The sequence below is a fragment of the Arthrobacter sp. Cza30 genome, from assembly GCF_059090765.1.
The window spans coordinates 694,413-707,262 of sequence record NZ_JBNHGA010000002.1 but is presented as its reverse complement, the minus strand read 5'-3'; the positions used below and the strand labels follow the sequence as shown (position 1 = coordinate 707,262).

Genomic DNA, 12,850 nt, shown 5'->3' with positions numbered 1-12,850 from the left:
TAGGGTCTCCTCCCTATAGGGAGGGGTTCTACCGGTGCCCCGCTGGCTTGAGGGCGCCGCGGCCGTGGGCCAGGCGGGTGGCGGCATGCGTGATCGCGGCGGTCATGATGCTCAGCGCCTCCAGATTGACGTTGCTGAGGTCATCGCCCGGCTGATGGTAGTTCGGATCGCAGGGCCGCTTGGCGGTGCCGCCGAAGAGGCGGGCCTGCTTGGTGGTTTTCTTCTCGTCGTCTCCGCTGTACAGCCCGCCCACGGCGACACCTTTCCTGACGAAAGACAACTGATCCGAGTCCATGTCCCAATCGGTGGCGACCCAGGGCTGGTCGTGGGCGTCGAAGTAGTCGGTGAAGACGTCCATGATCTCCGTAGAGCCTTCCGGCACGTCGCAATGGGACTTGGGGTCCCGTGCGTCGTAGACCCCGATGATGGGGTTGGGCGAGGCGATCATGTCGAAGTTCAAGTAGGCCGCGATCCTGTCGAGTGCCTCGCTGTCGCGCTTGGCCAGGTGCTTGACGTAGTGCCGGGACCCGTACTCTTTCTTGTACTCCTCGGCACCCCACCAAGCGAAGCGCACCGTATTGCTGAGGCCCTCCTGCCGGCCGAGCGCTTTGGCGGCCTCCAACACGGCTGCCACCCCTGAGCCGTTGTCATTGATCGCCGGACAGCCCGGCACCCCGTCGAGGTGGGCCCCGAGCATGATCACGTTCTCGTCGCTGCCGGATGCGGTCTCGGCGAGGATGTTGAAGGTCTCCATCCGCTCACCGCGGTGTTTGAAGGTGAAATACTGACGCGTGCTGCGATAGCCGGCGCTGGCGAGTTGGCGTTCGACGTACTGGGCCGCTGCCTCGTACCCGGAGGTGCCGGTGGCACGGTCGCCGTACTCCTCGGCCAGGGCCTGAAACTTCTGCAGATGCTCGTAGGCAGCGGGAACCTTGCCCAGTGAGATGACGGGACCTGATCTTAGGCGCTGGCTCAGCTTCATATCGTCCCTATCCAGTACGACACGGAGACGGTGGCAGTCTAACCTCCCGGTACAGGTCAGCGATACCTTTGCGGCCGGTCCGCAAGGGCTGGGGATCAAGTCCCTTGGCCGTCGGCCCGTTCCCGAAACATCCCGGTACGGGGAAGGCCCCGTATCTTCCGGCGTGTCGCAGTGTCGCCGGTGGGAGCATTGCAACCGGGGGGAATTTCCAACAAGGAAAGGAATCGGAAATGGCAGGCGGATCAGGACTGATCGAGCGGTTCTACCGGGAAATCATGGAGAGAGGAAATCTTGACCTGATCGACGAGTTGGGCAGCGAAAACTACACGGATCATGAAGAGCCCTTCCCCGGGCAGCCGCCCGGCCTGGAAGGCATCAGGTTCTACGTCACATCGTTCAGGTCGGCCTTCCCGGACATCAGTGTGAAGTCCATCGAGCCTACGATGGTCGACGGGGACCTGGAGGCAGCCCGTGTCGTCCTCACCGGCACTCACCAGGGCGAGCTGATGGGTACGGCTCCCACCGGAAATACAGTGGAGTTCAGCGGCGTCGACATCGTCCGCGTCCAGGACGGAAAGGTGGTCGAGCACTGGGGATCGACCGACACGCTGAAGATGCTTCAGCAGATCGGCGCCGTCCAGATGTAACTGACCACTACGTACAAAGAGGGCCTGGGCGCGAGTACGCCTAGGCCCTCTTATATTTCCACTGCGCTTTCGGCACGCCCGTCGTTTCCCCGGTCTGGATGCCTCTCCCTAACGGCCCGCGCGGGCCAGAACACCTTACAAGGCGTCGCGCGGTGATGCACACCATAATTTCACTTGACACGCTGTAAAGCTTCCGGGCAGACTGTGTTCTACGCCTCACTGCCGAGGCGCGGCTCTCCGAAGCTATGGGCGTCCGCATCGTCCGCTTCCGAACCCGCACCCAGGACGATCAAAGGAGCACACCGTGACCGCACCGATCGAAGCAGACATCGACATCTGGGATGACGACGTCCTCGTCGACCCCTATAGCACCTACGCCGCCCTGCGCGAGCAGGCCGGGGTCGTCCGCCTGCCGAAGAATGACCTCTACGTCCTGACCCGCTACGACATCATCCGCGATGCCCTCGCCGATCCGGAGACGTTCTCCTCCACGAGCCTCGGCTTCAACCCGATGGTGAACGATGCACTGCAGGGCACCTCGCTGGCCTCCGACCCGCCCACGCACACCCAGTTGCGCGCGACCCTGTCGGAAAACCTGACGCCGCGCGCCCTGCGCGGGCTGAAGGTCACCATCGACGAGAAGGCGGACAAGCTCGTCGCCGAGCTCGTCGCCAGCGGCAGCTTCGAAGCCATTGACTCGTTGGCGCGCGCCTTCCCGCTCGAAATCGTCGCCGACCTCATCGGCTTCAGCGGCCACGTCAAGGACAACATGTTGCGCTGGGGGCAGGCCGCGATGCAGGTCCTCGGACCCATGAACCACCGCACCCAGGAGAACTTCCCGATCGCCGGCGAGCTCTACGGCTGGTGCTCCTCCGTTACCGCCGAAGACCTCACCCCGGGGTCGATCGGTCGCGGCATCTTCGACGCCGAGACCCGCGGCGACATCCCGGAAGGGGCCGCCGGGCATATCATCCACCAGTACCTGGGCGCCGGCGTCGACACCACGATCGCCTCCATCGGAAACATCGTCGCACTCTTCGGACGCCATCCGGAGCAGCTCGAGCTCGTCCGCCAGAACCCTGAGCTCGTGCCCGCGGCATTCGCCGAGGTGCTGCGCTACTGGCCCCCGATCAACATCTGGGGCAGGACCGCGACCCGCGACGTCGAAATTGATGGGGCAACCGTACCCGCAGGAGCCCAGCTGGGCATCCTGTTCGGCGCCGGCAACCGCGACCCGCGGCACTACGAGAATCCCGACGTCTTCGACGTCACGCGCAACCCGGTGGACCATCTCAGTTTCGGCTACGGGCCGCACGGGTGCGCCGGCCAGGGCCTGGCGAAGCTTGAGGCCCACGCGGTCATCGAGGCCCTGGCCCGCAGGACGAAGGTGTTGGAGATCGGGGACGAGGTCCGCGTGCCCAGCAACATCACCCGCAGCCACGAACGCCTCGACGTCGTGAAGGCGGTGGCAGTGTGAGGATCGAACTTGACCGCCCCCGCTGCGAAGGACACGGACTCTGCGAGGAGGCCGCGCCCAAGCTCATGCACCTCGACGACGACGGCGAACTGGTGATCGACGTCCCCGAGGTCGACGGGGCGGAGCTGGCCGCCGCGAAGGCCGCGGTACGGGTGTGCCCGGTAGCGGCGCTGCGGCTGGCGGAAAAGTGACCATGCGGCGAATCGTCGTCGTCGGCAACGGCATTGCCGGGCTCACCGCGTGCGACTCGCTGCGCTCGAACGGATTCGACGGCGAGTTGACCGTCGTGGGCGCCGAGACGCACCACCCGTACAGCCGCCCGGCCCTCTCGAAGGCGCTGCTGCACGGCGACAGCGGGCTGCAAGCCCATGAGCTGCCCGAGCCAACCCACGAAGCGACCGAACTTCTCGGCGTCAGCGCCACAGGCATCGACCCGGAGGCGAAAGTCGTCCGGACCGACGGCGGCGAAGAGCTGCCGTATGACGGACTGGTGATCGCCTCCGGTTCACGGGCCAAGCGGCTCAGCGCCGGTCCGCTGCCCGAGGGCGCGCCCCCGGAGCTCACGCTGCGCACGATCGAGGACGCGGTGGAACTCAAGCAGCGGGTCGCGGGCCGCCCCTCGGTGATCGTGATCGGCGGCGGGCCGTTGGGCATGGAGATCGCCTCGGGCTGCCTGCACGTCGGCTGCGAGGTCACGCTGGTCTCCGACGTGCGGCCCCTCTCGCGCCAACTCGGCGACCATCTGTCCGGGATCTTCACTTCCGCCGCCGCCCGGCGCGGGCTGCGGTTCGTCAGCGGCAGCAGGGCGCGATTGGTTGACTCCGGCTCGGGGACGCGGGTTGCCCTTTGCGACGGCACCCTGCTCGAGGCCGACCTCGTCGTCACGGCCATCGGCGACGAGCCGAACATCGAGTGGCTGGCAGGTTCGGGTCTCCTCGTCGATGGGGCGCTGCGCGCCGATTCACGCGGCCGGGTCCGGCCGGACGTTGTTGCCGCCGGCGATGTGGCGTTTTTCCCGACCGGCAGGGGGGTAGGGCGGGTGCCGTTGTGGACCAGCGCCATCGACCAGGCCAAGGCCGCGGCTGCCGGCCTGCTCAAAGGCGACGCGGCGCCCGAGCTCGGCTTCCAACCGTACTTCTGGACCGAAGGATTCGGCCTCTCCCTCAAGGCGATCGGCTTCACGCCGGTGACCGGGACGCCCGACTACCTGGAGCCGGGCGGGGAGGCCGACTCGATGCTGCTGCGCTGGGGCGGCGCGGACGGCGGCCCCGGAACCGCGGCGGCGCTCAACTACCGCATCCCCATTCCCAAACTGCGGCGGCTCGCCAATAGCGGTCCGTCGGCGCTGCAACCGGCTACGCCGGCAAAGCTGTGAGCAGGTGCCGCTCCTGACGATACGTCGGGGTTCCAGCGGAAGCAGGGGTGCCGTTCTCCCGGATAGGCGTCCCTGCGCCACGGAAAGGAATGCCTCATGCCGTCGCTGCGAGAAGCCCGGAAACAGCTGACCCGCGACAGGATCGTCGAACGGGCGCTCAAACTCTTCATCGAGAAGGGATACGCCGCCACGACGATCGACGATATCGCCGCCGCTGCCGGCACCACCCGGGTGACCTTCTACGCGTACTACCCCTCGCGGAGCGATCTGATGAGGGACTTCATGGCCCGGGTGAATGCGGTCCTTGACCGCGCCGGCGGACCCGACGACGCCTCGACGGCCCCCGAGCTCGTGGACGTGGTCCGCGTGGGCGAGCTCGCGGGCATCCTCGACTGGCTTGAGTCGCGCGCGGCGCTCTGGCCCGTCTTCCGCCCCTATCTGGACGTCCTAGACGAGGCTGCCGCCGTCGACCGGGAAGTACGGGCCTTGGTGATGGACTGGCGTGAGGAAGTAGTCTCCGACCTCGTCCGCGGCATGCAGCAGGCCGGCCGCTTCTCGGGGGAGACGCACCACGTCCGCGGGGCGCTCGCGTTCACCGAGCTCAACTACGTCTCCACCCTCTGGACGAGCCGCACATCAAAACCCGACCGTGACCAGGCCCTCGGGGTCCTCGCGGAAAGCTGGTACCACCTGCTCTGCGACGAAGGCTGAGCCGAGGGCTTTTCAGATGGCGGGCGTTGGATTAGGGTGTGACGCACGGGAAAACCGTAAGCACACTTACTATTTTCTGAGAGGCCTACATCATGAAGGCACAGACTCTTCTCATTGCCCCTGCCGTCGCGCTTGGCGCCATGGCTTTCGCCGCGGGGCCGGCCGTAGCCCAAGACGGCGTGTGGCAGGCTGACCTTGCACCGGCCAACAACAGCGGAACCGCCGGACAGGCGATGATCGAGATACACGGACAGCAGGCAACGGTCAGCATGAACGTCTCGGGCGCCGCGGAAATCTGGATGAACGCGCCGTTCCCGCATGGCCAGCACATTCACATCGGTGGCCAGGGGTTATGCCCGGGGCCGGCAGCAGACACCGACGGCGACGGCGTCGTCAGTTCACCCGAGGGCGAACCGTATGCCGGTGCCGTCAGTACCTCGCTGACGGTTCAGGGGGACACCAGCCCGGCCTCGATAGTGGCAACCGACCGCTTCCCCGCCGGCGGCGCCTACACCTATCAACGGACCCTGACCGTCGATCCGGCAACAATAGCGGCGATCCAGGCCGGAACTGCAACGGTGGAGGTCCACGGCGTGGACCCGAACAGGCTTCCTCCGGCTGCCCAGCAAAAAATGAGCCCTGAAGCCCCGGGGCTGCCGCTCGCTGCCACACTTTCCGCGGCCTGCGGAACCCTGGTCGCCGCCCAGATGACCGGGCCGATGCCTGGTGCTGCCCCCGACACAGGCATTGATACGCCCGCGCAAACAGACGGAAGCGCGATGTCCGTCGCTGCAGGTCTGGGAGTGCTGCTTGCCGCCGGTGCGACGGCGGCCGTTGCCCGCAGGCGTTCCGCTCCCAGGGGCTGATCGGCGTGAAGACGGCAAGGACAGGGCCGCCCTTCTTCGCCGGGCTGGCCCTTGTCCTGGCCATGAATGCGGGGTGCGCTGCACCCTCCGCTACCGGGTCGCTCCCGCCCTCCGCACCCTCAAGCGCCGCCGTCGAGCAGGCTCCCCGCGCGGCCCAAGGAGCTGAATCGGGGCACAAGCCGGAGCAAGTTGCCAGAAACACGGCCCCTCCCCAAACCGCCGTTCCCGCTACAGGCGGCGATTCCCTCGTGTTGGAGAAAGCCAGGCCTTCAGCTGTGAGCATTCCCCGGATTGGTCTTCGCAGCGACATCATCGGCCTCGCGCAGCGGGAGGATCGCACCTTGGAGGTGCCGCCCGAAGAGGCCGGTGCCCCGGCAGGGTGGTACATCAATTCCCCGACGCCGGGGGAGAAGGGGCCCTCGATCCTCCTCGGCCACGTCAACGCCCTCGGCGGGGGGCCGGGCGTTTTCGCCAGGCTGCAGGAACTGGTTCCCGGAGACGAAGTCAGGGTCGAGCGTGAGGATGGCACGACCGCGGTCTTCCGGCTGACGGTCATCGAACGCTATGCCAAAGACAGCTTCCCAGCCCTGCAGGTGTACGGGAATACCAAGCAGGCAGAGATCCGGCTCATCACCTGCGACGGGTACAACGCCCAGAACGGCAGGTTCGAAGACAACCTTGTTGCCTACGGAAAACTCGCCGCCGCCACCGGAGGCGTGGGGGACAAGGGGTAAACGTGCTGACCGCGCAGTGCGCCGCCAATGCGGGGCGAAATTACGCGGTCCGCGTTGCTGGTCCACCGGAATCAAGGTAGCGCCGGGCAAGGGCGCTGGTGAGCTTTCCGGCGGCGGTGAGGACGAGCAGGGTGGCGCCTGTCCTGCGCAGCGCAGTTTTTCTTCTTCCGTGCCAGCCGCCTCCCGTTGCTGGATTCGGGTGCGAGGGCTGAGGCGCGTAGAGGTTTCCCGCGGTCGTGGGTGCCGGCTCGCTGCGCGAAAGATGTGTCCTGTTGACCTGGCCTGCCATGGCGTGTTCCATCAAGCGCGGGGTGAGCCTGTGCTGCAAGGCCATGACCCGTCCGAGCGGTCCGACGACGGCTTCGGCGCGGGGAGAGACCGCCAATACGGTGATGGCTTTGGCAACCCGTTCCGCCGTGTACACAGGCGGCATGGCCAGGGCCTTGCGGCCGGTGTAGTTACCGGCGTGCTGGAAGAACGGGGTATCGATGGTCGCCGGCAGAAGAGTGCAGACCCTAAGGTTTTTCCTGCCGGTGAGCCGCAGTTCCGAGCGCAGGCTCACACCCAGGGCGCGGATGGCGGCCTTGGACATCGAATAGGCGGAGGTGTAGGGCTGGGCAATTTCCCCCACGACGGAGGAAACATTGATGACCACGCCCGCTCCCTGCTGCTGCATCTGCGCCAGCGCGGCCCGGCACCCGTGCACGTAGCCCATCACGTTGACGTCGATGAGGCGCCGGAAGTCCTCGACAGGTGCCTTCAGGAATGGAGCGAAAAAGCTCACCGCGGCGTTATTGACCCAGACGTCGATTCTGCCGAAGCGTGCTACGGCGCGGTCCGCGAGTTCCTGCACGGCGGCGGCGTCGCTGACATCGGTCGGCACTGCCAGTGCTTGCGCCCCGCGCCGTTCACATTCGACGGCAAGCGTTTCCAAGGCCTGTGCCCGGCGGGCCGCGAGCACGACGCGGGCGCCCTTCCGGGCGAAACGAAGGGCAGTGGCGCGGCCAATTCCGCTTGACGCGCCGGTGATCACAACAACGGAATCCTTGATGCGCATGACCGCTCCTCCTCGAGGGCCGGGTGCCCGATCGGGGCAGACACTTGGTGCTAAACCCTGTTTTTATAAGCACGCTTACTGTTTCGGTAAACGCTAGCCATGGCCCTCGCGGTCCGCAAGGGAGGCCCTGATTGTCGGGACTTTTGGTGTGGCCAGCGGCGGGGTCTCCTGATTCAGTGACATCTGCCGGGCGGCCGGCACCGGTGCTTTGGCCGGACTCATCGGAGCGGGATGATGACGGTAGGGGAGAAGATTGAGCAGGCGGTCACCGGCCGTCGGACTCCTACGTACCTGCCCGCGCCCTGCTGACCCTGCTCGGTCAACGGCCCGCCAACGATGCCAGGCCCTTTCTGTGGAACCACCTGATGCATTACTGCACCGGTGCCAGCCTCGGTGCTTTGAGGGGAGTGTGGGCCATCACGGGCATTCGCGGACTGCATACCAACCTATGGCACACCGTGAGGCGACTGGGGCTTTGACCAAACAATTGAGAACGCCACCGGGCCGGTTCCCCACCAATCACCTGGCCTGCCGAAGAGAAACCCGTGGACATCCTCCACAAAACAATATTCTCGATGGTGACCGGAATGGTGGCCGACCGAATGCTGCCCCCGACGTTAGCCTCTTCCCGCGGGCCGCACTCACTGAATTGTCCCGCCCTAAAACTGTTGCCCTAAACCTATTCCGCCCATACCCTGAGCTCAACGACAGGAGACAGGTATGGAATTCGCCATTATCGTTGCCATCCTTTGTGCGGCATGTATCGCCTGGGTGGTTCTGGGTGCCCGCGCTGACCGCCGACCAGTAAAGGGTACCCGGGCTCCCGCTAGCACGGATGCAGCCAGCACGGGAGCTTTTGGAGCCACTGCCTACGGAGGAGATGCCGGAGGCGGTGGCGGCGACTGCGGCTGACAGGAAACAAAGAAGCCCGGACCGCCGTCGGTCCGGGCTTTTCCTGTGGTGACGGTCAGTGCTGACAACCTGATGGTTGCCAGTCCTGCGAAGGGAGCCGGATGTCCATGGCTTCGGATATCAACTCAATCCCGTCTGGCGCTGTGGCCGGGTCATTAGCCCTCGGACGGACATGGAATGTTTTCATGGCCGCATAGCAGCGTGGACCGACCCGTCTAGTCGCCCCGTCCGGCTTCAGTACTGATGCATAACCGGTTGCCTTGGGCATCGGTGGCCACTACCCACATGGGTGCATGTTCATGATCGAGTGTGGCACCAATGCTTACCAGGGCATCCAGAGTCGAGGCGCTCTCGCTGAAGGGGACAGTGACGTCCAGGTGGAAACGGTTTGCACTGGGACTCTGAGACTCCTGAAACCAGATGGCCGGACCCCTGCCGTAGGGATCTATCAGGCTTCCGTCTTCGTGCATCTTGTAGCCCAGTGCAGTTCGCCAGACTTCCGAAATGGCTTCCCGGGCATCTGTGTCTATGGCTATCTCCACTGTGCGCAAGAGTCCCGGGAGGGGCGTGGCGCTATGGGCGTGGGCCTGCTTCGATATCGAGCGGGCCAGCGTTACGTCGCGCGCCGTCACCCTGTCTCCGGCATCGTGCGAAGTTAGTGTGATAAACAATGTGTCGTACCGCCAGTCCACATCAGGGTGGTGGTCGGATTCCTGCGCCAGCCCGCCAATGGTGGAAAGCAGATCCAAGGCAGCTGCGGAAGATTCACATCGAAATGCGGTCCGCAAAGCACCCAGACCGTAGCGCCATTCCGGCAACTGGAGCAGATTTGCTTGGATTTGCTCCTGGTTCAGAACATCTCTTGCTTGCATAACTTTCCCCTCCAGGTTTCGAGTTAGGGCTTGAGGCCTTCCAAAGTATCTGGAATGCCCGGGGGCGCACTCTCCGAATTCGGGCTGGTTCCGATTTTGAGTTCGGTCACCGGGAATGCTATGTGTAACGATATCCGGAGCCCGTAGTTATGGTGCTTCACGCCAAGATGAACCCGGCTATTCCTGAGTGACCGGGTTCAGCTTGTTGCTGATGAGGCATGGGGATACGTTACTGGGGAGGCGGAACCTTGGGTCTTGATTCGGTCTGAAGGCTATGTGGGTTACCCGCCTTGGGCCAGGGCGTCGTTGACGAGTTTGATGAGTTCGTCCTGTGCTTTTTCCTCGATGTCGAGTCCGATTTTCACTGCGGTGGCCGCGAGCGGACCTTGCGCTCCGGCTACAGACATGACCTGCTGGCTTTGCCCGTTCGGCAACTTCTGGGTGGTGATGGAGCCGAGGGACTGCTCACCGTCTGTGGTCACGTTCAGTGGGGTGATCTTGCTGCTGATTTTCTGTCCTTCAGCTTCGATTTCGAAGTCGGCGCACTGCTGCATGGACTTTTGTGCTTGTTCGAACTGGTCGGCGACGACTTGCGGGTCTTTGACGGCGACGAGGGTGATGACGGTCTGGGACTTTTCTTCGGCCGAGTGGCTGGCTCCGGCGGCGTAAGTGCTGCCGTCAGGTATCCGGGTCTGTTCGGTCGCAAACATGGAGCAGGCTTCAGGGGTGATGGTCGCGTTCGCCAACAATTCCTTCGCGGCCGCGAGTCCCTGATCGATTTGGGCCGCCGGAACGACTGAAAGTTGTTGGCCCTGCGCGTCTTCCAGACCCGCGATCACTTCCTTGAGGTCGTCGTTGGTGTATGTTTTGGCCGCCGAGGTGGCCTGCGGCGATTGGGCGGTAGGGGAGGCGGCCGGCTCGGCGGTCCCTTCTGGCGCTGCTTCACCTCCGCAGGCTGTGAGCATCAGCATTGTGGACAGGAGCACTGCGTGAACCCCGGTTGTGCGCGCCATTCTTACCGTCTCCCTCGGTTCGCCGGTCACCGGCCGTGGACATGCCGGCATGATGCGCGGCATAGGGCGTATCCTTCGCTGGTCCTCTTGTAAAAAGCTTGTTCCAGCATCCACCCCGGTTGTGCGGAGGCACCGCGAGACCAACCAGCGCGCCGAAGTTGGCGATGCCGTGGACGTGGCTTCTCCGTCGGGCCCGGGTAGGTGCAGTCTTTTCGCGGTATCACTACTACTCGCCGCCATAGGTGCTCTCCGCGGGCCCGACGGTGCGGTGGATCTATGGATGTCCTCGTCTCAACCTTCGGATTTGCCGCCTGGATCCTACCCCTGGTCATCGTGTTCAGCCGGCATGTCGTCTGCAAGGGCCGAGGAGGGATCGGGCAGGGTTTGGGCGTTGTAGTCGATGATCTGCCAGCCGCGGTCCGGGTGCTTTTCCAGCACCGTCCAGGCGCAGTTTGCCATGCCGGCAAACATCTCGCGCATGTGGGCCGGTGCGTCAAAGAAGGCCAACAGCCCGCTTCGGAGGGCGGCACCGTGTCCCACCAGGACGCCCGTGCCGCCCCGTGCCAGCTCTGCGGCGGCGTCCTGCATGACCGACTTCATCCGCCCGTTTACTTCGGAGGGCAGCTCGGCTCCGGGGACCCGGTAGTTCTCCTCCCTGAAGAACTTCTCATAGATGCCTGGATGCTGTTGCCGGAACTCCGCAAAGGTGGTGCCTTGCCTGATGCCCACAGCGTACTCGCGCAGCCGCTTGTCCAGCACCGGTTCCAGCCCGGTTAACGCCGCCAGCTCTGCGGCTGTGTGCCGGGCGCGTTCCAGATCGCTGGACCAGATGAAATTGGGTTGGAACGTTGCCAGCAGCCGGGCCGCCTGCTTGGCCTGGACACGGCCGGTCGCATCGAGCGGGATGTCGGCATGGCCCTGGGCCTTTTCCAAGACGTTCCATTCGGTCTGGCCGTGCCGCCACAGCACCAGGCGGGGCCGATGGACGTGGCCGCCGGCGGGGACCTGCTGCTGCATCAATTCTCCTCACTGCCGCCGCCTGCCGGTGCCTCGCGCAGACGTTCCTAATCCGCCTGCAACGGTTACCGCCGCCCTTTCTTGGGGCCGGGCGTCCCTGCCAATCTCGCGGAAACTATTCACAGAGCAGGATCCGGACCCGTAGGCTTCGACTTGATCCTACGACAGCCGGCCTTGGGGGATGAACCGGCGCTCGATGAGAGGAAGCCGGAATGCGGGCAGACGTTCTGGAGTGGTTCTCCGCCAGGAATTATCAAGGCAAAAGCTTCGACCGGCACGAACTCGTGAAACGCAAGGGCGGCCAGCTGATCAGCGTGGTGCTTCCGGCCAAGAACGAGTCGGCGACGGTCGGGTCGATCGTGACCGCATTGCGCACGGAACTTGTCGAGGCGGTACCGCTTTTGGACGAGATCATCGTGATCGACTCCAACTCCACGGACGACACCTCCGCCGTCGCCGCCGCCGCCGGCGCGAAGGTTGCCCACCAGGACCTGATCCTGCCCGGCACCGGATGCACTCCGGGCAAGGGCGAAGCCTTGTGGAAATCCCTGGCCATCGCCAACGGCGACCTTCTGGTGTTCATGGACTCGGACCTGCGCCGGTTCGATGCACAGTTTGCCGTCGGATTGATCGGCCCGCTGTTGACCGATCGCCGGACCCACTTCGTCAAGAGCTACTATGACCGGCCGCTCGACGACGGGGTCAAAATCATGCCCGCGGGCGGAGGCCGCGTCACGGAACTGGTGGCACGCCCCCTGCTGAACCTGTACTGGCCCGAACTGGCCGGGATCGTCCAACCGCTGGCCGGCGAATACGCCGGCCGGCGCAGCCTGCTCGAACGCATACCCTTCGTCTCCGGCTACGGGGTGGAAACCGGCATGCTGATCGACGTGTTGGAAGCCGTGGGCCTGGACGGGATGGCCCAGGTGGACCTGGGCGAGCGCTGCCACCGCAACTCCACAGACGCTGAGCTGGCCCGAATGGCCCTGCAGATCCAGCTCACCGTGCAGGCCCGGCTGCACCGCCGAGGCCTGGCCCCGGCCGCCCCTCCCGCCGTCGAACTGACTCAGTTCATGCGCCAGGGGGAGGACTACGTCGGGCAAAGCTGCACCGTTGAGGTCTCCGAACGCCCGGCGATGCTGGACGTGGGCCAGTACCGGATCGCGACCGGGCACGTGGCCTGAGCC

The 12,850-nt window shown here is 65.0% G+C and carries 13 protein-coding genes; 8 read left to right on the top strand and 5 right to left on the bottom strand.

Annotation, left to right across the window (positions count from 1 at the left end):
• Window positions 1-28: 28 nt before the first annotated feature.
• Window positions 29-982, bottom strand: a complete 954-nt coding sequence (locus tag AC5RVZ_RS08575; protein ID WP_494065329.1) for a M20/M25/M40 family metallo-hydrolase — start codon at window positions 980-982, stop codon at window positions 29-31.
• A gap of 230 nt (window positions 983-1,212) precedes the next feature.
• Here AC5RVZ_RS08575 and AC5RVZ_RS08570 point away from each other — a divergent pair, with 230 nt between their 5' ends.
• The 7 genes from AC5RVZ_RS08570 to AC5RVZ_RS08540 all read left to right on the top strand — a co-directional run bounded on the left by AC5RVZ_RS08570 (window position 1,213) and on the right by AC5RVZ_RS08540 (window position 6,792).
• Entirely contained in the window at window positions 1,213-1,629 is a 417-nt protein-coding gene (locus AC5RVZ_RS08570) for an ester cyclase (protein WP_494024961.1), read from the top strand.
• A 304-nt stretch (window positions 1,630-1,933) separates the two neighbouring features.
• On the top strand, window positions 1,934-3,106 hold the full coding sequence (locus tag AC5RVZ_RS08565; protein ID WP_494065328.1) for a cytochrome P450: 1,173 nt from the start codon (window positions 1,934-1,936) through the stop codon (window positions 3,104-3,106).
• On the top strand, window positions 3,103-3,297 hold the full coding sequence (locus tag AC5RVZ_RS08560; protein WP_493979670.1) for a ferredoxin: 195 nt from the start codon (window positions 3,103-3,105) through the stop codon (window positions 3,295-3,297). Before AC5RVZ_RS08565 ends, AC5RVZ_RS08560 begins: the two co-directional genes overlap by 4 nt.
• Window positions 3,298-3,299: 2 nt before the next feature.
• The gene (locus tag AC5RVZ_RS08555) at window positions 3,300-4,481 is read left to right on the top strand and encodes an NAD(P)/FAD-dependent oxidoreductase (protein WP_494065327.1); all 1,182 of its coding nucleotides are present in this window, start codon (window positions 3,300-3,302) and stop codon (window positions 4,479-4,481) included.
• Window positions 4,482-4,577: 96 nt separating this feature from the next.
• Entirely contained in the window at window positions 4,578-5,192 is a 615-nt protein-coding gene (locus tag AC5RVZ_RS08550; protein ID WP_494065326.1) for a TetR/AcrR family transcriptional regulator, read from the top strand.
• 140 nt (window positions 5,193-5,332) lie between these two features.
• Entirely contained in the window at window positions 5,333-6,058 is a 726-nt protein-coding gene (locus tag AC5RVZ_RS08545; RefSeq protein ID WP_494065325.1) for a hypothetical protein, read from the top strand.
• A 275-nt stretch (window positions 6,059-6,333) separates the two neighbouring features.
• Window positions 6,334-6,792 carry a sortase domain-containing protein gene (locus AC5RVZ_RS08540; protein WP_494065324.1) on the top strand — a complete coding sequence of 153 codons (459 nt, stop codon included), beginning with the start codon at window positions 6,334-6,336 and terminating at the stop codon, window positions 6,790-6,792.
• 40 nt (window positions 6,793-6,832) lie between these two features.
• Here AC5RVZ_RS08540 and AC5RVZ_RS08535 read toward each other — a convergent pair whose 3' ends face one another.
• From AC5RVZ_RS08535 to AC5RVZ_RS08520, 4 genes are all read right to left on the bottom strand, one after another.
• A complete protein-coding gene (locus AC5RVZ_RS08535; RefSeq protein ID WP_494065323.1) occupies window positions 6,833-7,849 on the bottom strand; it encodes an SDR family oxidoreductase in 1,017 nt (338 codons plus the stop codon).
• A 1,127-nt stretch (window positions 7,850-8,976) separates the two neighbouring features.
• On the bottom strand, window positions 8,977-9,633 hold the full coding sequence (locus tag AC5RVZ_RS08530; protein ID WP_494065322.1) for a 4a-hydroxytetrahydrobiopterin dehydratase: 657 nt from the start codon (window positions 9,631-9,633) through the stop codon (window positions 8,977-8,979).
• Window positions 9,634-9,914: 281 nt separating this feature from the next.
• Entirely contained in the window at window positions 9,915-10,709 is a 795-nt protein-coding gene (locus AC5RVZ_RS08525) for a hypothetical protein (RefSeq protein WP_494065321.1), read from the bottom strand.
• 255 nt (window positions 10,710-10,964) lie between these two features.
• Complete coding sequence (locus AC5RVZ_RS08520) at window positions 10,965-11,663, bottom strand: histidine phosphatase family protein (protein WP_494065320.1); 699 nt, start codon at window positions 11,661-11,663, stop codon at window positions 10,965-10,967.
• Between the two features lie 212 nt (window positions 11,664-11,875).
• On the opposite strand from AC5RVZ_RS08520, the gene AC5RVZ_RS08515 reads away from it, so the two are divergent.
• Window positions 11,876-12,847, top strand: a complete 972-nt coding sequence (locus tag AC5RVZ_RS08515; RefSeq protein ID WP_494065319.1) for a glucosyl-3-phosphoglycerate synthase — start codon at window positions 11,876-11,878, stop codon at window positions 12,845-12,847.
• Window positions 12,848-12,850: the final 3 nt, after the last annotated feature.